This is a genomic window from Nostoc punctiforme PCC 73102 (assembly GCF_000020025.1).
Taxonomy (GTDB): Bacteria; Cyanobacteriota; Cyanobacteriia; order Cyanobacteriales; family Nostocaceae; genus Nostoc; species Nostoc punctiforme.
Genome location: NC_010628.1, coordinates 5,958,142 through 5,977,566 on the forward strand (window position 1 = coordinate 5,958,142; position 19,425 = coordinate 5,977,566).

The 19,425-nt window shown below is 41.1% G+C and carries 15 protein-coding genes and 1 pseudogene; 12 read left to right on the forward strand and 4 right to left on the reverse strand.

The window, feature by feature from the left end; all coding sequences use genetic code 11:
- The first annotated feature begins 4 nt into the window (after window positions 1–4).
- Window positions 5–5,056 carry a WD40 domain-containing protein gene (locus tag NPUN_RS24295; protein WP_012411113.1) on the forward strand — a complete coding sequence of 1,684 codons (5,052 nt, stop codon included), beginning with the start codon at window positions 5–7 and terminating at the stop codon, window positions 5,054–5,056.
- A 100-nt stretch (window positions 5,057–5,156) separates the two neighbouring features.
- Here the strand turns inward: NPUN_RS24295 and NPUN_RS24300 are convergent, their stop codons facing one another.
- Window positions 5,157–5,507, reverse strand: a complete 351-nt coding sequence (locus tag NPUN_RS24300) for a hypothetical protein (protein ID WP_012411114.1) — start codon at window positions 5,505–5,507, stop codon at window positions 5,157–5,159.
- 830 nt (window positions 5,508–6,337) lie between these two features.
- Between NPUN_RS24300 and psbO the strand changes: the two genes are divergently transcribed.
- The 5 genes and pseudogenes from psbO to NPUN_RS24325 form a co-directional block, all read left to right on the forward strand.
- Window positions 6,338–7,171 carry a photosystem II manganese-stabilizing polypeptide gene (gene psbO / locus NPUN_RS24305; RefSeq protein ID WP_012411115.1) on the forward strand — a complete coding sequence of 278 codons (834 nt, stop codon included), beginning with the start codon at window positions 6,338–6,340 and terminating at the stop codon, window positions 7,169–7,171.
- 806 nt (window positions 7,172–7,977) lie between these two features.
- Window positions 7,978–8,754 (forward strand): RNA polymerase sigma factor SigF, encoded by a 777-nt coding sequence (locus NPUN_RS24310; protein WP_041565597.1) that lies wholly within the window; start codon window positions 7,978–7,980, stop codon window positions 8,752–8,754.
- Window positions 8,755–8,919: 165 nt separating this feature from the next.
- Complete coding sequence (locus NPUN_RS24315; protein ID WP_012411117.1) at window positions 8,920–9,777, forward strand: hypothetical protein; 858 nt, start codon at window positions 8,920–8,922, stop codon at window positions 9,775–9,777.
- Between the two features lie 2 nt (window positions 9,778–9,779).
- Window positions 9,780–10,031 (forward strand): hypothetical protein, encoded by a 252-nt coding sequence (locus NPUN_RS24320; RefSeq protein WP_012411118.1) that lies wholly within the window; start codon window positions 9,780–9,782, stop codon window positions 10,029–10,031.
- A 259-nt stretch (window positions 10,032–10,290) separates the two neighbouring features.
- A pseudogene (locus NPUN_RS24325) lies at window positions 10,291–10,781 on the forward strand (ATP-binding cassette domain-containing protein); the annotation flags it as partial.
- Between the two features lie 11 nt (window positions 10,782–10,792).
- Here the strand turns inward: NPUN_RS24325 and NPUN_RS24330 are convergent.
- On the reverse strand, window positions 10,793–11,473 hold the full coding sequence (locus NPUN_RS24330; RefSeq protein WP_012411119.1) for a tetratricopeptide repeat protein: 681 nt from the start codon (window positions 11,471–11,473) through the stop codon (window positions 10,793–10,795).
- Window positions 11,474–12,115: 642 nt separating this feature from the next.
- Between NPUN_RS24330 and NPUN_RS24340 the strand changes: the two genes are divergently transcribed.
- From NPUN_RS24340 to NPUN_RS24350, 3 genes are all read left to right on the forward strand, one after another.
- Window positions 12,116–12,442: a YbjQ family protein gene (locus NPUN_RS24340; protein WP_012411120.1), complete on the forward strand. Its 327-nt coding sequence runs from the start codon at window positions 12,116–12,118 to the stop codon at window positions 12,440–12,442.
- A gap of 345 nt (window positions 12,443–12,787) precedes the next feature.
- Window positions 12,788–13,420 (forward strand): hypothetical protein, encoded by a 633-nt coding sequence (locus tag NPUN_RS24345; RefSeq protein WP_012411121.1) that lies wholly within the window; start codon window positions 12,788–12,790, stop codon window positions 13,418–13,420.
- Between the two features lie 521 nt (window positions 13,421–13,941).
- Window positions 13,942–14,271 carry a KGG domain-containing protein gene (locus NPUN_RS24350; protein ID WP_012411122.1) on the forward strand — a complete coding sequence of 110 codons (330 nt, stop codon included), beginning with the start codon at window positions 13,942–13,944 and terminating at the stop codon, window positions 14,269–14,271.
- Between the two features lie 176 nt (window positions 14,272–14,447).
- Here NPUN_RS24350 and NPUN_RS24355 read toward each other — a convergent pair whose 3' ends face one another.
- Together NPUN_RS24355 and sufR are read right to left on the reverse strand one after the other, a co-directional pair.
- Window positions 14,448–14,708, reverse strand: coding sequence for a hypothetical protein (locus tag NPUN_RS24355; protein WP_012411123.1), 261 nt, complete (start codon window positions 14,706–14,708; stop codon window positions 14,448–14,450).
- 58 nt (window positions 14,709–14,766) lie between these two features.
- Complete coding sequence (gene sufR / locus NPUN_RS24360; protein WP_086000608.1) at window positions 14,767–15,450, reverse strand: iron-sulfur cluster biosynthesis transcriptional regulator SufR; 684 nt, start codon at window positions 15,448–15,450, stop codon at window positions 14,767–14,769.
- 250 nt (window positions 15,451–15,700) lie between these two features.
- Between sufR and sufB the strand changes: the two genes are divergently transcribed.
- From sufB to sufD, 3 genes are all read left to right on the forward strand, one after another.
- The gene (gene sufB / locus NPUN_RS24365) at window positions 15,701–17,140 is read left to right on the forward strand and encodes a Fe-S cluster assembly protein SufB (protein ID WP_012411125.1); all 1,440 of its coding nucleotides are present in this window, start codon (window positions 15,701–15,703) and stop codon (window positions 17,138–17,140) included.
- Window positions 17,141–17,249: 109 nt separating this feature from the next.
- On the forward strand, window positions 17,250–18,041 hold the full coding sequence (gene sufC, locus NPUN_RS24370; RefSeq protein ID WP_012411126.1) for a Fe-S cluster assembly ATPase SufC: 792 nt from the start codon (window positions 17,250–17,252) through the stop codon (window positions 18,039–18,041).
- Window positions 18,041–19,414, forward strand: coding sequence for a Fe-S cluster assembly protein SufD (gene sufD / locus NPUN_RS24375; RefSeq protein WP_012411127.1), 1,374 nt, complete (start codon window positions 18,041–18,043; stop codon window positions 19,412–19,414). The genes sufC and sufD overlap by 1 nt, the downstream gene beginning before the upstream one ends.
- Window positions 19,415–19,425: the final 11 nt, after the last annotated feature.

The window sequence follows — 19,425 nt, forward strand, 5'->3', positions numbered from 1 at the left end:
AAAAATGACTACTGACAAGCAGCTACACGTTTACACAAAAGAAAATCAGCATTCCTTGCAAAGACTGATGAGAGCGATCGCACTTTCTGAAGGTCAATTTGCCCTAATTTTAGTTCGGTGTAACTATGGGCAATTACGTGAACAAATGTTAGAAAATATTCGCTCCATCACCAAAGATATCAATATCAGAGAAATTGTCCTCAATTCATCAACAACTTCCTTACACAACACAATAGTCTCAGAACTATCCTTAGATAATCCCGCTGTCCTCACAGACTCTTTGCCAGCTGCTGTTATGGTTTTTGGTATTGAGTCAGCAATCGACCTAGAAAACTTGCTTACAGGCATTAACCAAGCGCGAGATATCTATGCCGCAACTTTTCCATTCCCAGTAGTGTTGTGGCTACAAGATGAAGTTGCATCATTGTTGTCCAGATTAGCACCTGATTTTAAAAGTTGGGCTGCAACCACGATTAAATTTGAAATGGCAAAAGCAGATTTGATTGCTTTGATCCACCAAGAAGCAGAATCTCTATTTGCCAAAGTTTTAGAAGCAGGTGCTGAAACATTTTTATCTAATGCTTCCCTAGATTTAGATCCGAAGTCTCAACACCGCCATGAAATAGAATCAGCCCGTAATGATTTGCTGCGCCTATATGGTATTCAATTAACACCAGGATTAGAAGCTAGTTTAGAATTTGTGTTAGGACGAGATAAATATGCCAACGATCAAATTAATGGTGCTTTAGGCAATTATCAAAGAAGCCTAGCATTATGGCAGCAGGAAACGAAGAGAGTAGCTGAGTTGGAGAGTAATTCTTCTTTACCTCTCTCATGTCCTCACCCTACTCCTCCCTCGCCTTTACTCAAGCAAGCAATAGTACTATTCCACCTGGGACTGTGTTATCACCGCATGGCAGACTTACACCACAATAGTAATAGTCGGTATTGTGAACATGCTCTCTTGTGGTTTCAACAATGCTTGGACGTATTGGAGGAGGTACAAAGAGAAGACTTAGTGGCTAAATTTATTTTGCCTGCTTGTGAAATGCTGCAACGTTTACAAGCTTGGGACGACTTAAAAAAATTAGCTCAAAAGTCATTACTTATACATAAAATCTATGGAACTCCTGCACAAATTGCTCAAAATTATGGTTTTTTGGCAAATGTGGCAGTTTCAGAGTCGAATTGGGTACTAGCTCATGAATTAGCGAATGCGGCACTTTCTATTTCCGAAGAAGCAACAGAAGTTTCTCTGCGAGATGCTTTGCGAACACGACGACAAGAAAGTTGGCATCTTCTGTTGCTTGCACGTACACAGCGACATCTAGGTGAATCAGAAGAAGCGATCAATAACCTGGAATGGGCGAGGGTAGTTTGTGAGCTACAACATCAGCCATCACTGTATTTAGAGATATTAGAGGAACTGCGATCACTTTACTTTTTTGAGCGTCATAACTATACAGAAGCCTTTAAACTCAAGCAAGAAAAAATTCAGATAGAACATCAGTATGGATTTCGTGCCTTCATTGGGGCAAGTCAATTACAGCCGCAACGATCTAGAATTAACCCAGTATTGGAACCTCAAAAAATACCGTTTATTCCTGAAGGAGTTGCCCAAGAAATATCAGCTTCAGGACGACAGCAAGATGTCAATCGTTTGATTGAAAGAATTAGTCGTGCTGACTATAAACTTACAGTAATTTATGGTCCATCGGGCGTAGGTAAAAGTTCAATTCTCAAAGCTGGTTTAGTACCAGCCCTGACAGGAAAAGTTATCGGAGAACGCATTCCTATACCTATTGTTTTGTCTGTTTATACTGATTGGCTCACAGTCTTAATCAGCAGTCTCAACCAAGCGTTGGCATACACAGGAATATCAGTTAATTCTGACTCTACATCCAGTATACTGCTAGAAAAAATTCGTTTAGCAACCGAGCGCAATTATACAATAATTCTCATATTAGACCAGTTTGAAGAATTATTTTTTATTAGCAATCCTCCTACACAAAGAATTGAATTTTATCAATTATTTAGTGGGTGTTTAAATATTTCATTTGTAAAAATTATCCTTTCATTAAGAGAAGATTACTTACATCATTTATTAGAATTTGAACGTTTGAGCCAAAAAAATAGTATTGGACTATATGATTTAGGTGTAATTAATAAAAATATTCTCGATAAGGACATTCGCTACTATTTAGGAAAATTCTCTAGCCAGGATGCTAAAGCCATAATTCAAAGTCTTACTCAACGTTCTCATTATGAACTAAGTGATGAATTAATTAACCGATTAGTCCAGGATTTGACAGGAGAACTAGATGAAGTACATCCAATTGAATTACAAATAGTTGGCGCTCAACTACAAATAGAAAATATTACTACCCTTGGAGAATACAAGCTTTGCGGTGGCTCGGCAAAATTGGTTGAACGCTGGCTAGGGGAAGTGATCGAAGACTGCGGCCCGGAGAATGAAGAGTTAAGTTGGAAATTATTATTTGAGTTAACTGATGAGAAAGGGACGCGACCGTTAAAAAGTAAAGCTGATTTAGCGGCTGCATTAGTTAATAACCATGATATAGATACAATATCAAGCTTTGACATAGTTGGGGAACTGATTTTAGAAATATTGGTGGGTTCAGGTTTGGTGTTGCGAGTTAGAGAGGAATTAGGCGATCGCTACCAGCTAGTTCATGATTATTTAGTTGAACCAATTCGCCAAAAAAACAACTATGGTATGCTCGCCGAGTTTGAAAAAATCAAACTTGAAAAAATTAGAGCAGAAGTAGCCCAACAACTGAGTCAAAAGCAACTCAATTTGGTGTTGCAACGCCGACTGCGAGAAGCACGGTTTGTAGGCGCAATGCTGGCAATCATGGGGGGAACAATAGCAGCATTATGGTGGCAAGCTGACTTGCAAAAAACAGCAGCAATTCACCAAACTCTGCGAGCTGAACGCAGTGAAACCAACTTGAGGATTAGTGGAATCACGGCTGCTAGCGAAGCTCTATTTGCGTCTAATAAAGAGTTTGATGCTTTATTAGAAAGTTTGCGAGCTTGGAGAGAACTAAAACAGGCAGATGGAGTGCAACCAGATACCCGAATGCGGGTGGTAACAGCCCTGCAACAGGCGGTTTATGGGGTAACAGAAGTCAACCGCTTAGAAGGACACACTGATATTGTCTGGGGAGTAACTTTCAGCCCAGATGGTCAAACCCTAGCATCAGGTAGCCGCGATCGGACTGTGAAAATTTGGCATCCTGATGGTACTTTACTTCAAACCCTCAAAGGTCACACTGATGCTGTTACCTCTGTAAGCTTCAGCCCAGATGGTCAAACCCTAGCGTCCGCCAGCCTCGACAAAACAGTACAAATCTGGAATAAAAACCCGATTACAGGTGAATTTGATCTCAAGCCATATAAAACCCTGAGAGGACATAAAGATTGGGTTTATAGCGTTAATTTCAGCCCTGATGGTGAGTTGTTAGCTACTGCCAGTAAGGATACAACCATAAAACTCTGGCGCAAAGACGGTACATTAGTAAAAATCCTGAGAGGACATCGAGGGTGGGTTAACTGGGTAAACTTTAGTCCCGATGGTCAATTAATCGCCTCGTCCAGCGATGACAAGACAGTGAAAATCTGGCGACGGGATGGTAGCCTGGTTACAACTTTGCAGGGACATCAGCAGGGTGTGACTGTAGCTGTTTTCAGCCCCGACGGTAAATTTTTAGCGTCAGCAGGTCGAGACAAGACAGTGAAACTTTGGCGGCGCGAGAATAACAACACTAAAGACAGTTTTGACTTTCGTCTTTACAAAAATTTACGGCAGCATAGCAGTACAGTATGGAGTGTGAGCTTTAGTTCCGATAGTAAAAAGTTAGCTTCCGCAGGTGAAGACAATACCATAAACCTCTGGAGTGTAACTGGTACTTTACTCAAAACCTTCAAAGGACACAGTGATGCTGTTGTTACTATCGCTTTCAGTCCGAATAACAAATTGCTGGCTTCAGGAAGTTTCGACAAAAGCGTGAAACTATGGAGTTTAAATGCCCCAACACCGCCTACTCTTCAAGGGCATCAAGATCGAGTTTTGAGCGTTACTTGGAGTCCCAACGGTCAGATGCTGGCTTCTGGTAGTAGCGATCGCACTGTAAAACTCTGGAAGAAATACACTAGTAATGGCGAGTTCAAAACTCGACTTTACAAAACTTTAGTAGGGCATACAAGTAAAGTTCCTAGTGTCAGTTTTGACCCCAAGGGTAAAATGCTGGCTTCAGGAAGTTATGACAAAACTGTGAAACTTTGGCGGCTTGACGGTACTTTAATCATGACTCTTCACGGACATCGCGATAGTGTGATGAGCGTGAATTTCAGCCCCGATGGTCAGTTTCTGGCATCAGCTAGCAAAGATAAAACCGTGAAGCTTTGGAACCGTCAAGGTAAGTTACTCAAAACCTTAATGGGGCATCAGGGTTGGGTAAATAGCGTAAATTTCAGCCCTGATAGTCAGATTTTAGCCTCTGCCAGTGATGACCAAACTGTAAAACTGTGGAACCGTGAAGGCAAATTGCTCAAAACTTTTTCGCCCCATGACAGTTGGGTGTTAGGTGTCAGCTTTAGTCCCACTGATGAGTTGCTGGCTTCTGCCAGTTGGGATAACACAGTAAAACTGTGGCGACGGGATGGTACGTTGTTAAAAACCCTATTAAAAGGGTATAGCGATAGCGTCAACGCTGTAACTTTCAGTCCCAATGGTGAATTGCTGGCCGCCGCCAGTTGGGATAGTACAGTAAAACTTTGGAGTCATGAAGGTAAATTAATTAAAAGTCTGAATGGGCATCGTGCCCCAGTGTTAAGTGTCAGTTTTAGCCCAGATGGTCAAACACTAGCATCAGCTAGTGATGACAACACGATAATTCTGTGGAATTTAAACCTTGACGATCTGCTTGTTCGTGGTTGCGACTGGGTGGGTGATTATCTCAAGCACAACCGTAATCTTGAGGAGCGCGATCGCTTTCTTTGTAATGGCATACCCACTAAAAACTCTTTTTAATTATGAATCAAGTTGAAGCCTCAATGAGCAACCGCTCTTGGTTTAGCGGTTGATGAGGCGATCGGGGTTGTTAATTCAGAGCTAGAAAATAATTTTCGAGTTAATCAGCAAAGGAGCGATCGCTCTCTAAAACTTCACGGCTATTTTCTGCGGCAGCCTCTTGTGGCAAATTCGCTAGAAAAGCTTGTAGTCTCATACGCTCGATATAAGGCCAGCCTCCCTCAGACTCAATATCTTTTAGGAGTGAGTAAAGTTGCCGACGGTTAACAGGCAAACTCTCTTGAAAAACCCCATCTCGGATCTCTCTGTGTAACTGTTCCAATTGCCTAAGCAAAGCCAAAAGAGCTACAGTCTCACTTTCACAACCCTGCACAGCATCGTACACCACAGTTGTGATCGCTTGCAGTTTACAGGACAACTCCCCTGATTCCAGATTTTTGTTATGGTTCATGCCAACTTTTCCGTATAAATGAGGCCAACTCAAATTTACCGGAGATTTTTAATTTTCCCTAGTTTGCCAGTACTTACTCTAGACATTGAGCCAACAAAATGAAGCTCCTGTAGGCTTTTAGATGGTTTTTTGCTAGATTCACCGCGTTTGCTCTTCCCTGCACTTACCTAAGTAAGGGTTGAATATAACTAGATTTGTATCTTTATTAAAAGCAATTGCGATCGCTCCTAAAAGAGCGTAGTAACCTTTAGCATAGCCTCCACATCAGCTAGATGCGATCGGGACGAGACTTTGTTAATTAAGAGTACTTTGATTTTGAGTTAAAAAAAATCGTATGATCTGGCTAATTTACCCATCAAACAATGGGCTGTATGTAGTAGCGTCACATACATGATACAAAAAGACTTGGGCGACGCTGCTTTTGCAATTGGCAAAAGCAAAGTGCAAAGCAGACAACTCTCTTCGCACTTTTTGAGGCAAGCACTTATGCTGCTCTGTGTAGCGCTTACTCATCCACCCGCCCAACTCTAACAAATGCCACCAACAGTAAAACTGCTGGTTTTTTGCTCCCTAGTTACACACATCCAAAAAGGATACAGTGTGCTACTTATTCTGGGGTTTACTCCCCAAGCTCAAGAGAACGACACGTTTAACTACGTTTAGCAGAGAAAATTTTGACTGGCGACTTCCAGCCTATACGCCCTGACATTTGTTTCAATTCTGGTAATCAGAGCAACGCAGTGTCACTTCGAAGATGGCTTTTCGTCAGAAATCAAAGCTTCGATGCAGTTTTACAACTTAGATATTAATTTTTGAGATTGAGGTTGACCATGAGGTATCGCGCTTTAATTGTTGCATTCTTGGCTTTGTGCCTGGGACTAATAACTGCTTGTAGTGATGCTCCTGCTACTAGTAGTAGAGATGTACTTACTTACGACCAAATTCGTGGTACTGGCTTGGCGAACAAATGCCCCCAACTAGCAGAAACAAGCCGTGGCTCCATTCCCATTGATTCTAGCCAGTCTTATGCCATCAAAGAACTTTGCTTAGAACCAACTAGCTTTTTCATCAAAGAAGAACCTGCTAATAAACGCCAAGAAGCAGAATTTGTTGCTGGCAAATTGTTGACTAGATACACTTCCACTATTGACCAGGTGCAAGGCAACCTAAAAATCAACTCAGATAATAGCTTGACCTTTGAGGAAACTGATGGTCTTGACTTCCAAGCCATCACCGTACAACTTCCTGGCGGTGAGCGAGTACCTTTCCTCTTCACCATCAAAAACTTGGTTGCTCAAACCCAACCCAGTTTGAGCAGTATTAACACCTCTACGGACTTTGAAGGCACTTTCAAAGTTCCTTCCTACCGTGGTGCTGCCTTCCTAGATCCCAAAGGTCGTGGTGTCGTCAGTGGCTACGATAATGCCGTAGCTCTCCCTGCTCAAGCGGATGATGAAGAACTTACCCGCACTAACGTAAAGCGTGCTGAAAATCTTAATGGTAAGATTTCTCTGCAAATCGCTAAAGTAGATAGTTCTAGTGGTGAAATTGCTGGTACTTTCGAGAGCGAACAGCCATCTGATACAGACTTAGGTGCTGGCGAACCGAAAGAAGTCAAGATTCGCGGTCTATTTTTTGCACGGGTTGAATCGACTCGTAGCTAAATTCTCTAGAGTTAGATAACTGACCTGGCATTCAGAACTACAATTCTGTAAACATCAGGTTTGATCGCAAAAGTTAACTTCTTTGCCCACATTTTCAGGGCTGTTTCATTCCTATAAAAGCCTTACAGAGACGAAAAGAAACAAGAGAAGAATTTCTCCTTCCCTTGTCCCCAGCTTTTCAAGAGGCTTTGAAAGAATGAAACAGCCCTGCCTTTTTTCAGGGTGGTACATAGATTTCTGATAAAGAGGCGGAAAGCTTAAAGCCTAATATGCTTGGGTTAGTGATATTTTGCCGCGCAAGACCTTCCCAAATCAATCTCGCATTTTGTTGTATTTGCTTGCGTAAATATACATACTATTTTTCAAATATTATTAGTTATTTTTAATTGTTAGATGAATTTCGGTTGAATTGACAGGTAATTTTACTGTAAATTAAACTTTTACTATCTAATAAAATTCCGACTATTGTTGTTTTGTTTTGGGAAATTAGCTTCATCATTAATTAATTAAAGTTAAGTAAAATCTCGGTTTGATATTTAGTAATTAATTTTATATTTTATTTCTATGTAGTTCTAAAAATAGCTACAGATTATCCCAAAGATAAATAACAAACTAAATACCAACTTCACCCATTTAAATTTTGCGTGGTTGTCAAGCAATTCTATTGGGATTTTGCCTAAAAAAAGTTGTTAATCCCATAGTAATTGCTATTACATACAGCGCGATATTCTGTTTAATATCGCACAATCGCAATTTAATTTAAAAGTGAGTAATTGATTGTTAATTTACTCAATAGACACGGTGCTATGCCTACCACAGTCACCAATGAACTAAAACATGAAATTTGGCAGTTGTTGCGAGAATATCAGCAATCTCGGTCAGAAAATGTTCGTAATAAACTGGTAAAACTCAATTTTGGACTTGTGAGAAAAGAAGCTCACTACTGGACGAATCAATGTCATGAAACCTACGATGATTTGCTCCAGGTTGGATGTTTGGGTTTAATCAGAGCGATTGAAAAATTTGAACTTTCCAAGGGACATGCCTTTAGTTCCTATGCTCTCCCTTATATTCGGGGTGAAATTCAACACTATCTCCGAGATAAAGGTGTCACCGTGCGAATTCCTCGGAAGTGGTTAGCACTCCAACAGCAAGCAATAGGAGTGTCACGTTCTTGGCGTGAAAAGCATAATCGCCAACCAACAGATACCGAATTAGCAGCAGCGCTAGAAATTTCTCCAAACGAATGGCAAGAAATTAAGTTAGCGTGGATAAATCGCGCTCCCTTGAGTCTTGATGTGCCAATCCAAGATGGAGAAGAAGGTTCTACTTGTTTGGGAGAATTGGTTCCCGATCCTCACTATCGCAGCTTTCAATTGGCACAAGAAGACCAACTTCGCTTGCAACAAGCATTGGTTCAACTCGAACAACGCACCCGTGATGTCTTGGAATGCGTATTCTTACAAGATTTGACACAAAAACAAGTTGCAGAACATCTCGGGATAAGTGTCGTGACAGTTTCCCGTAGAGTCAAGAAAGGTCTGGATTTGATGAAACAGCTTATGGGTGTAGCAGACGATTAACTGCAAATAAACTAAACCCGCAGTTATGCTGGGATGTTAGTGTTAAAAATAACCCTTGAAATGTAAAAAATTAGGTTATAAAGGTAACATACTTTGCCTTTGATACAAATTTTAGGCATGTATATTTCCATTTTTCAATTTTCCAATGGCTTTTGAGAACAGCTCATGGGCAGAAATTTAAAAATTACAATTGCAGCTATTTTAACCTTAGCGATCGCTGGATGTGCTTCTGAAGATACACAACAAGCCGTTAATCCTGCGCCGATTCCTAAAATAGTAGCAAAGTCTCCACCAACGGCTCAATCCTTTAAGAATCCAGTGATACCTGCCAAACAGGTTTCACAAGCTACTCCTGTATCTGTTAACTTGATTCAATCCACTAATCCTACAGAGCGGGCACCGTTAATTCTAGTATCAAAAGAACGGACTGACCCATTTGCCCAAATTTTTGGGCAGACGGTTTCGGGAATGCCTAAAACATCTGGAACTGGAAAACCTGTTCCTGTCTTGCCTAAGCTACCGACTGCATCGCTAGCAGGACGAAAACTTTCAACACCTCGCATAGCTTTAAATCAGAAGAAAAATAATATTGCTTCTGTACCAAAAAAAGTTAATTCTACTTTGACTTCAGTCTTACCTAAGGTTTTGCCTCAAGTTGTCCCCAACCCGACTTTAGTATCTGTATTGCCACCAGCAGCACAACCTGAGTTAGCAAGGGCAGTTATTGTGACTGGTGTAGTTCTAATTAGTAAGGAACCGCAGGCAATTATCAAAGTACCAGATGAGCCGACGAGTCGCTATGTGCAAGCAGGACAGCGATTAGCAAATGGCGTACTGATTAAACGGATTGAAATGAATGGAGGCTCCAACCCGATTGTAATTCTCGAACAATTTGGTATCGAAGTTGCCAAAATGGTAGGGGAAGGGGCCGTCAACTCAACACCATCAGCTACATCTGCTAATGGAAATCCTATTTCAGTGGCAACGCCCTCCTCAAATCCTCTTAATGTTGGAGCTTCATAGAGATGGAGACTAAGGAAAAAATTGAATTCGCTGGTTGTCCTTTAGCTGTCTATAGAGAGATAGCAGCTCATTTACGTCAAGTTGAAGGGGTAGAAGTGGATTTAATTCCCCAATCATCCCAACAGTTTGATTACAATCAAAGTCAAATTGGTGCTTTGTCCATCTCGTGGACAGCGAATTCTGGTTCAGAAAGTCGGCAACAAGTTAAGCAAATTTTGACTTACTATCAAAATCGCTATATAAATCCTATTTGATTTGTGAAAATTCAAGCCTCAGATTCCCGACTTCTTAGGAAAGTCGGGAATTTTGTTGTTCATAAATAACCGAGTAGGACTATGGTGTATGACGACTTGATACCAATTCTTTGTTAAACTGCACAAAATCAAGCTTGGTGAAACTTGGGGGATTTTGCCCTTTGTTTGGGAGCAACCTCAGAGAAAATCTGTATTAGTACTGAGGTGATGACTGGACGATGTTGAGATAGCAGAAAATGTGATGATTTGGTAAAAATCCTCCCTGTCTGGGGGTATGAAACGACGTTTGCAGATTGCCAGAGCCTTATTGCATCAACCGCAAATTCTGTTTTTGGATGAACCAACGGTAGAATTGGACCCCCAAACCAGGCGAAGTCTCTGGGAAATTATTCGGGATTTAAATAAACAAGGGAGACGATGCTACTGACGACCCATTATATGGATGAGGTTGAATTTTTGTGCGATGCTTTTTGCTTTACCAAGCTAGGATGCATCGGTATTATGGATGGCGATAGGCTGATTTGTTTCGGAACTTTACCACAGCTCCATTCTGTTTACGAAAAAGGTTTAGTGATGAAGCAATTGAGTGTGTCTGAAGTGGGAAATGATAGCGTCCGTAGTTGGAAATATTTGTTTTTCCAATCTTTGGAAGCAGTAAATGTCTACTTAAATGAACAGCCCGATAAAACCGGAATGGTGGTGCGTCCCTCTAATCTGGAAGATATTTTTGTGGAATTAACGGGACGCTAGTTAGATTAACTTCATCCTCCTAACTGCCGCAGCATAGCTTCCACTCTGTCTACTCCTTGTAAATCATTGCGCCGCTTGTACAAGTCGCGGGCTTTCTGAAGCAAGCTGTTAGCTTGTTTGGTTTGTCGTCGCTGTTTATACATCGAACCCATCAACTCATAAGTCTGGGCGTTGTTCTTATCCAAGTCGATTGCTTGTTGGTATGCCCAGGTAGCAGCAGTATAGTCTCCCATACGAGATTGCGTCACAGCTAATCCTAAATAGGCGTTAACGTTATTACGGTTTAGCTGTATGGCCCTACGGTAGCCTTCTTTTGCCCCAGCAGTGTCTCCCAAATTGGCTTTGATGTAACCCACAGCGTAGTAAAAATCACTGTTGTTAGGGTTGATGGCGATCGCACGACGATAAGAAGTTAGTGCTGCCTGGTAATTTCCCTGTTGCGCGTATAAGTAGCCAATACCTGAATGGATTTTAGCATTTTTGGGATCTAGACTAGCTGCTTGCTGATAAACTGCGATCGCACCACTATAATCACCACTATCTACTAACCTTCGTCCTTCTTCTAGTAGTTGCTTTAATTGTGGGTTTTTGGCTTGCGCCACTAATACCTGAGCTTGAGCTACTGAAGGTACGGTGAAGGCAAAACATCCTAGTAACACCACACTAAACACGAATGATGTTGGCTTGTACACAGTAAATTTCCTGAAATTTTAGAGGACTTTTTTCTTGTACATTAAAACAAAAATATGGATTTTTGAAAACTGTATTTATTCGTATGAATTTAGATGTTAATAGTTCATTCACTATTCCTTTACATTCAGCACTCCATAAGAGACTTTTGGCTGAAGGATGAGTAGAAGCTATCAAGGATCAAATGAGCTTATCCTATATAAAACAGTACAACAGCAAAACGACACCTTTTTTCATCAGTATTTATACGCATTTCTTGAGAAATATCAACAGACACCTAAGTTAATCCTATATTTTGATAGGCCAATCTTACAGGGTTTGGTATTCATTGATGTTTATTATTTAATTTAATATTTTGCTGACTCTTTATTTAGTTTTTAGTTTTTTATACTACCTTTTGAGAAGTCATCATCTCGGCATTAACATCTTTTTTTGACCATTACACGGTAAGATAAATCTAATCAGTCAAATGTTCATTTAAGTCCTAGGTTTTGGTGAGGACAATAATAGAGCTGAAAGCATAATGTCAAGTTGCGCGAGAGGATGTTTATTCAACCTGTATTTTGTAATCAAAGTTACAATTTTTCACATAGTTGGATAAACATCTGAATAATCAATATGTATATTATCTAGGAAGTTAATTTATGATTATAACTACTACTGACGTAATTCAAGGAGCCGTGATTGAGTCATATTTAGGCATTGTGACAGCAGAAGTAGTCTACGGCAGCAATTTCTTACGGGATTTTTTGGCTGGTATTCGCGATATTATCGGTGGACGCACTGCTAGCTATGAGCGTCTATTTGAGCAGGGTCAACGCAAGGCATTAGAAGAATTAGAACAACGGGCACAACGTTTAGGAGCAAATGCTGTAATCGGGATTGAAATTGACACTGGCACAATCAATCTTGACCAATCAGGAGTTCTTTTGCTGATTACTGCCACAGGTACTGCTGTAAAAATGCGTTAGTTTTTATTGGCTATATAAATTACTTGGTTAGGAATTTTAAAGTATTACAAAAGTTTTTTATTAAGTTAAAGCTCCAGCCAGATAGATTGTTTTATTATGTCAGAGAATAATTATATTTTAATTTAAGTATTTTCCTGAAAAAGCTCTAAAAAATTATTAAAAAATAAATGCTAGTTTTTGGATTAAATATTGTTAAATAAATTTGAATTTTATTACTAAAGATAGATTAAATAAGTATTTCTATTGATAGATAGAAAATTATATGATTTAGCTATTTAATTTTAAGCATAAACATGAATATACCTGAGATAAAGTTTGCGGAAACAGTACTGGAGAACATAAGCTATGTCATACGTAAATCGGACAGGTAATGACGTTATTTCTACTGAGCCTGTGGTAGCAGGGCGAGTAGCCGAGTATCACGACCTTGTTCGCTGGGGACCGATTATTTCGGGTTTACTAGTATCTTTAGCTACTCAACTAATTTTAAGCGCTATAATTGGTGCGGTTGCAGCAGGCACAGTCGAAGGTTCAGGTGCGCCCAGATCAATTGCTCCTAACGCTGCAGGTAATGCGGGACTTTGGTCAACTATCGCTTTGCTAATATCCTTATTTACTGGTGGTTGGGTTACAGCCCGTGCTTGTGGACCAATGAACCGTAATACCGCTCTTCTTAATGGTGCAATTCTTTGGGCAACGACTTTGGCAGTTAGCTCATGGTTGTTAGCAAGTGGGGTATCTGGTGCTTTTGGTGTTGCTGCTTCTAACGCTGGGGAAGTTATAAACCAGGTACAACAGCAAGGTGGTGTTAATGTACCACGAGCAAACATAAGTGCCCAACAAGCTCGTGATGCGGCTGCTAATTTGCGTTCGGGACTGTGGTGGTTTGTGTTTGGTTCTTTGTTGGGTTTAATAGCCTCAATGATTGGAGCCGTAACTGGAGCTCGTAGTCCTCGGGCTAACACTTACAATCCTTAAATAATTATTCGACAAGCAAAATATTATCAACTTCAAAAGCACTTAAAAAAGTGCTTTTTGTTTATTATTCAAGACTGGCATTTGTAGCATCCAATTGATTCTGCCGTTGTCAAAATACGACTATAAATTGCTTTTAAAATTTAGCTTAAACTTTAAAAAAGTAGCGATGGATGCTACTGGGAAAATACGAACCATCGTAACCAAATTCAAAACAATATTTTACTTGTACTACTTTATAAGATAGCTCTTGATCGGACTATGCAATTTTAATCAGATATTTTTTTTAAAAGAGAAATATATTAATCTCACAACTTTTTGCATACTAATTTTATAAGTAAATTGCAACTTTAGTTGTATATCCGAAGTTGAGTATCAGTATGGAATGTTTCTTACTAAAGGATCATGAATATATCGTATTTGAATAGCTAAATTAAAAAAGTCAATGTATTAATACAAAACCGAGATAGGGTTTTGACTTGCTAAAAAAGCAAGAGTTTTATTTGATTACAAGGAGTACTATCATGGCAGACACAAGCAAACGTGGTTTTGCTTCGATGGATGATGACAAGCAACGCGAAATAGCAAGTAAGGGCGGACAAGCTGCCCATGAAAAGGGTACTGCCCATGAGTTTACATCTGAAGAAGCTCGTGAGGCTGGGCACAAAGGTGGTGAAGCTGTGAGTCAGGATAGAGAACACATGGCTGAAATCGGTCGTGAGGGTGGCAAGAAATCTCACAGTGGCGGTCGTAATCAAGATAGTGATGATGCTGATAGTGAAGAAAAAGGTACCCAAGGAGGCACGCCAGAACAACATGCTGAGGCTGGGCGGCAAAGTCACAAAAATAAATAGACTCATCGCCTGGCATTTAAAAGATTCTCACTTTAGTATTGGGGTTTAGGATAATTTCCAACATATCCTATTTGTTAATATCCCGCTTCTAAGCAACAATAATGTTTTTTAGATGCGGGATATCCTATATGAATATTTTTTCAAAGTCAATTAAATGTAAATTATACTACTACAGATCACCATTTAAGATATGAACCTTCAATGCCCTCTTCACGGCGGATTTTACCATCTTTTTCAAACCAAGCTATTATTTGCTGCGCTGTCAAATCTTCAATAACAACACCATATTCTTGGGCGATATGTTTCAACAGCTTAAGTGATGAAATTGTCAATCTTGTTAAAAATTTTTCTGGGGAAGACAACAACGCTGCGTCTACTTTTGCTGACTCTTCCAGAGTTAAAAATTGTGCTGATGGTTGCTGTGTTGGTACATCCATAAACGCTATCTCAAATTTAGTTGATTATTAAAGAGGGGGTAGTAGTTTTCACAAATGACTAATGACGAACTTGTACTAAATAGCCACAACGATGTTCGCCATCGATAATCCAGTGGGTGCGCTCTACGGTACAATCTGGTAAGACAGCTGCAAACATTTCTAATTCGTGACCACAGATGCTGGGGAAAGACTCGGCAACGTTGGAAATGGCGCAGTTATGTTCCATTAAGATAAAGCGATCGCTCTCAAAGGTGTCATTCACATCAACAGCGTGATACTCTGCCATGAAGCCTTCCGCTTTTCTCAACTCGACTAAGTTGGCTACACGTTCTCGCAGTGAACCGTTACCGACGCGATCGCGGTATTCTTTGGCTTTGCGCTGCCACTGTTTCTCTAAAATCGATTTAAATTGATCGTGTCCTACAGTTTCGGCTAAGGTGTCTAGCAGCGAAACCGCAAAATTTCCGCTTGCATCACCAAAGCGATCGCTCATTGTTCGATGCAAGCGATCGCGTCCTTGACGACTCAGTTCATAAAGATGCTGCGGCCGCCCCATCCCCGCCGCCTGCACTGATGTCGAATACAAAACTAGCTCCTCCGTCTCCAAATCTTTGAGATGGCGACGAATAGCTTGGGGGGTAACGTCTAAAACTTCAGCTAGCTCCAAAGCCGTTGCTTTTTCGTGTTTGTGCAGATACTCAAGGATATCTTGCTTGGTTGAGGACTGGTGGGTAGTCGCCATCTTCATGTGGTGCGAGACGTTCAGCGAACGTCCCAAAAATTTATTTGAAAATTTGACTTTGACAACATTGTTGTTGTTAATTTAGCGTAAAATGAAGATAGATTAAACAACATAGCTGTTGTTTTACTCTCCACAACTATTCTAGCAGCCGTGTAACCATTCCGTAACGGTAGGTGGGAATCGGCTAAAGAAACCCCGTCTCCCATCCTTTTAGAGAGATTCAAGTTCCGAACACGAGAGATTATTACTGATGAGTGCCACTGTCAAAACCTTAGTCAACCAACCCTACAAGTACGGCTTTGTCACGGACATTGAGGCCGACACTATTCCGCGTGGACTAGACGAGGACGTTATCCGCTTGATCTCCTCTAAGAAGAACGAGCCGCAGTTCATGCTCGACTTTCGTCTCAGAGCTTATCGCCAGTGGCAAAAAATGACGGAGCCAACTTGGCCGAATGTCAAGTATCCGCCAATAAATTATCAGGATATTATTTACTATTCAGCACCAAAACGTAAGAAAGAAAAGCTAAACAGCTTGGATGAAGTTGATCCAACCCTTTTAGAAACCTTCGAGAAGTTAGGCATTTCCCTATCTGAACAGAAGCGGCTAGCAAATGTCGCCGTTGATGCAATTTTTGATAGCGTTTCTGTCGCCACTACATTTAAAGAAAAGCTAGCGGAAGATGGCGTTATTTTCTGTTCGTTTTCCGAAGCGTTGCAAGAACACCCAGAACTGATCAAAAAATATTTGGGTAGCGTTGTTCCCATCGCTGACAATTATTTTGCTGCCTTGAACGCCGCCGTATTTAGCGATGGTTCTTTTGTCTATATTCCTAAAGGCGTAAAATGCCCAATGGAACTATCTACCTACTTCCGCATCAACTCTGGTGACACGGGACAATTTGAGCGGACTTTGATTGTCGCCGAAGAAGGTAGTTATGTTTCTTACCTCGAAGGTTGCACCGCACCGATGTATGATAGCAACCAACTACACGCCGCAGTTGTGGAACTCGTCGCCCTCGACAACGCCGAAATTAAATACTCCACTGTACAAAACTGGTACGCTGGAGATGCTAATGGTAAAGGCGGTATTTACAACTTTGTCACCAAGCGCGGTTTGTGTCAGGGCGTAAATTCCAAGATTTCCTGGACTCAAGTAGAAACAGGTTCGGCAATTACTTGGAAATACCCTAGCTGTGTGTTGGTGGGTGATAACTCCGTGGGTGAGTTTTACTCTGTGGCGCTGACAAATCATCAGCAGCAAGCTGATACAGGTAGTAAGATGATTCACGTAGGTAAGAATACCCGCAGTACAATTATTTCTAAAGGAATCTCCGCAGGTAATTCTAGTAATAGCTACCGGGGTTTGGTGAAAGTTAATCCAACGGCGAATGGGGCGAGAAATTATTCTCAGTGTGACTCAATGCTGATTGGGGATAATGCCCATGCGAATACTTTCCCTTATATTCAGGTGCAAAATAACGGTGCGAAGGTGGAGCATGAAGCTTCTACTTCTAAGATTGGGGAAGATCAGTTATTTTACTTTGCTCAACGGGGTATTTCTTCAGAAGATGCCATTTCGATGATGATTAGCGGCTTCTGTAAGGATGTTTTCAATCAGCTACCGATGGAGTTTGCTGTGGAAGCTGATAAGTTGTTGAGTTTGAAGTTGGAAGGCAGTGTTGGATAAGTGGCAGCAAGGATAAACACAGAGACATCGGTGTTCTGTGTTTATCTTTTGGAAGAATCAACGAACCGCAAAGGGCGCAAAGAGCGCAAAGAAAGAGAAGGGAGAGAAGATGATTATTGAAAATAGTGAAGTTGTGCTGTCGGTACGGAATCTGACGGCTAATGTTGATGGGACACCGATTTTGAAAGGTGTGAATCTTGAGGTGCGATCGGGTGAAATTCATGCGATCATGGGGCCGAATGGTTCTGGTAAGAGTACTTTTTCTAAGGTGTTGGCTGGGCATCCGGCGTATGAGGTGACTGGCGGTGAGGTGATTTTCCAGGGGCAAAATCTCCTGGAGTTGGAACCGGAGGAACGCGCAAGAAGTGGTGTGTTTTTGGCGTTTCAGTATCCGTTAGAAATTCCGGGTGTGAGCAATTTGGATTTCTTGCGGGTGGCGTACAATTCCCGTCGGAAGGCGCAAGGTTTAGAGGAAATAGACGCTTTTGATTTTGACGATTTGATTGAGGAAAAGCTGGATGTGGTGAAGATGAATGCCAGTTTTCTCAGTCGTAGTTTGAATGAAGGGTTTTCTGGTGGTGAGAAAAAGCGGAATGAAATTCTGCAAATGGCGTTGCTGGAACCAAAGTTAGGAATTTTGGATGAAACTGATTCGGGTTTGGATATTGACGCGCTCAGAATTGTGGCGAATGGGGTAAATCAACTGGCAAGTCCAGAAAATTCGACAATTTTGATTACTCACTATCAAAGATTACTCGATTATATTGTGCCTGATTTTGTGCATGTGATGGCACAAGGGCAGATTATTACGAGTGGTGGTAAAGAACTGGCGCTGGAATTAGAGTCTCGCGGTTATGACTGGGTGCTAGAAGAATTTGCAGCTGCTGAGGTGGGTGTGTAATGAATATTCAAGTATCTCCTAGTCCAATACCTAATTCAAATGCAGTCAGTTTGACATCGATGTTAGATAGAGATGATTATCTGACTGGGTTGTTAAATCAAGTAACAGCGACTAAAACAGAAGGTTGGTTGCAGGAATTACGCCAAAGTGCCGCTAATTGGGTACGCCACTCGATTATCCCGACTACCCGCGAGGAAGAATGGCGATTTACTGATTTGTCGTCTCTACGAAAGGTGCAATTTAATATAGAGACGGTAAATTATGCGTCTTTAGAATTTGATATTTTGCCAGAGGCGGCTAATAGTCGTTTGGTATTTGTTAATGGCGTTTTTGCACCGGAGTTATCCGCAGTTTCAGATTTACCATCTGGAATTGTAGTGAGTAATTTGGCTGGTTTGTCTGTACTTGAGCAGGAAGGTGTACGGCAGTTTTTAGCTCAAGCTGAGGGAGCGCAGGAAGTTTTTACTGCTCTCAATACGGCTGGGATAACTGATGCAGCTGTGGTGTGGGTGAAGAAAAATGTGGTAGTTGAAACGCCAATTCATTTGGTGTTTATTTCGGTTGTGGGTGAAACGGCGACGATTTCGCAGCCGCGTTGTTTGGTGGTGGCGGAGAGTGGTTCGGAGGTGACGTTGGTTGAAGAGTATACGAACCGCAGAGGTGCAGAGAGCGCAGAGAAAGAGGGAGTATATTTCACCAATGCAGTTACGGAAGTTTGGGTTGGTGACAATGCCCAAGTGAGCCACACTAGGGTTGAGCAAGAAGGTGCAGAGGCTTTTCATATTGGGAAAACTGCGATCGCACAAGCTCGTGATAGTCGATATACTTGTCATGCCATAACTTTAGGTGCAAAGTTGTCGCGGCACAATTTAGAAATTTTGCAAACTGGCGAGCAGACACAAACTACTCTCAATGGTTTAACGATAATTTCTGGTAAACAATTGTCTGATACTCACAGTGCGATCGCACTCAATTATCCTCACGGTACAAGTGACCAATTGCATAAATGTATTGTAGGCGATCGCGCTCATGCGGTGTTCAATGGTAAAGTTTTTGTACCCAAACTAGCGCAGTTAACAAATGCATCCCAGTTGAATCGCAATTTGCTGCTATCGTCTAAAGCCAGAGTTGATACCAAACCCCAATTGGAAATTACTGCGGATAATGTTAAATGCGCTCACGGTGCTACTGTTAGCCAATTAGAAGATGACGAAATATTCTATCTGCAAAGTCGGGGAATTGATGAAAACGATGCTCGGAAGTTGTTAATTAACGCCTTCGCTGCTGAAGTTATCAACCAAATACCGATTCCCTCTCTGCGAGAAATCCTTTTAAACACAGTGAATAATCTCAAGTCCCTGACTAATGAGTAATAACTAATCTA

Excerpts from the sequence above, each read along its gene's own strand:
- NPUN_RS24300 (WP_012411114.1), bottom strand. The coding sequence starts at position 5,507 with ATGAACCATAACAAAAATCTGGAATCAGGGGAGTTGTCCTGTAAACTG.
- sufR (WP_086000608.1), bottom strand. The coding sequence starts at position 15,450 with ATGGCGACTACCCACCAGTCCTCAACCAAGCAAGATATCCTTGAGTAT.
- NPUN_RS24320 (WP_012411118.1), top strand. The coding sequence starts at position 9,780 with ATGGAGACTAAGGAAAAAATTGAATTCGCTGGTTGTCCTTTAGCTGTC.
- psbO (WP_012411115.1), top strand. The coding sequence starts at position 6,338 with ATGAGGTATCGCGCTTTAATTGTTGCATTCTTGGCTTTGTGCCTGGGA.
- NPUN_RS24340 (WP_012411120.1), top strand. The coding sequence starts at position 12,116 with ATGATTATAACTACTACTGACGTAATTCAAGGAGCCGTGATTGAGTCA.
- NPUN_RS24315 (WP_012411117.1), top strand. The coding sequence starts at position 8,920 with ATGGGCAGAAATTTAAAAATTACAATTGCAGCTATTTTAACCTTAGCG.
- NPUN_RS24295 (WP_012411113.1), top strand. The coding sequence starts at position 5 with ATGACTACTGACAAGCAGCTACACGTTTACACAAAAGAAAATCAGCAT.
- NPUN_RS24355 (WP_012411123.1), bottom strand. The coding sequence starts at position 14,708 with ATGGATGTACCAACACAGCAACCATCAGCACAATTTTTAACTCTGGAA.
- NPUN_RS24310 (WP_041565597.1), top strand. The coding sequence starts at position 7,978 with ATGCCTACCACAGTCACCAATGAACTAAAACATGAAATTTGGCAGTTG.
- NPUN_RS24350 (WP_012411122.1), top strand. The coding sequence starts at position 13,942 with ATGGCAGACACAAGCAAACGTGGTTTTGCTTCGATGGATGATGACAAG.
- sufB (WP_012411125.1), top strand. The coding sequence starts at position 15,701 with ATGAGTGCCACTGTCAAAACCTTAGTCAACCAACCCTACAAGTACGGC.
- NPUN_RS24345 (WP_012411121.1), top strand. The coding sequence starts at position 12,788 with ATGTCATACGTAAATCGGACAGGTAATGACGTTATTTCTACTGAGCCT.
- sufD (WP_012411127.1), top strand. The coding sequence starts at position 18,041 with ATGAATATTCAAGTATCTCCTAGTCCAATACCTAATTCAAATGCAGTC.
- sufC (WP_012411126.1), top strand. The coding sequence starts at position 17,250 with ATGATTATTGAAAATAGTGAAGTTGTGCTGTCGGTACGGAATCTGACG.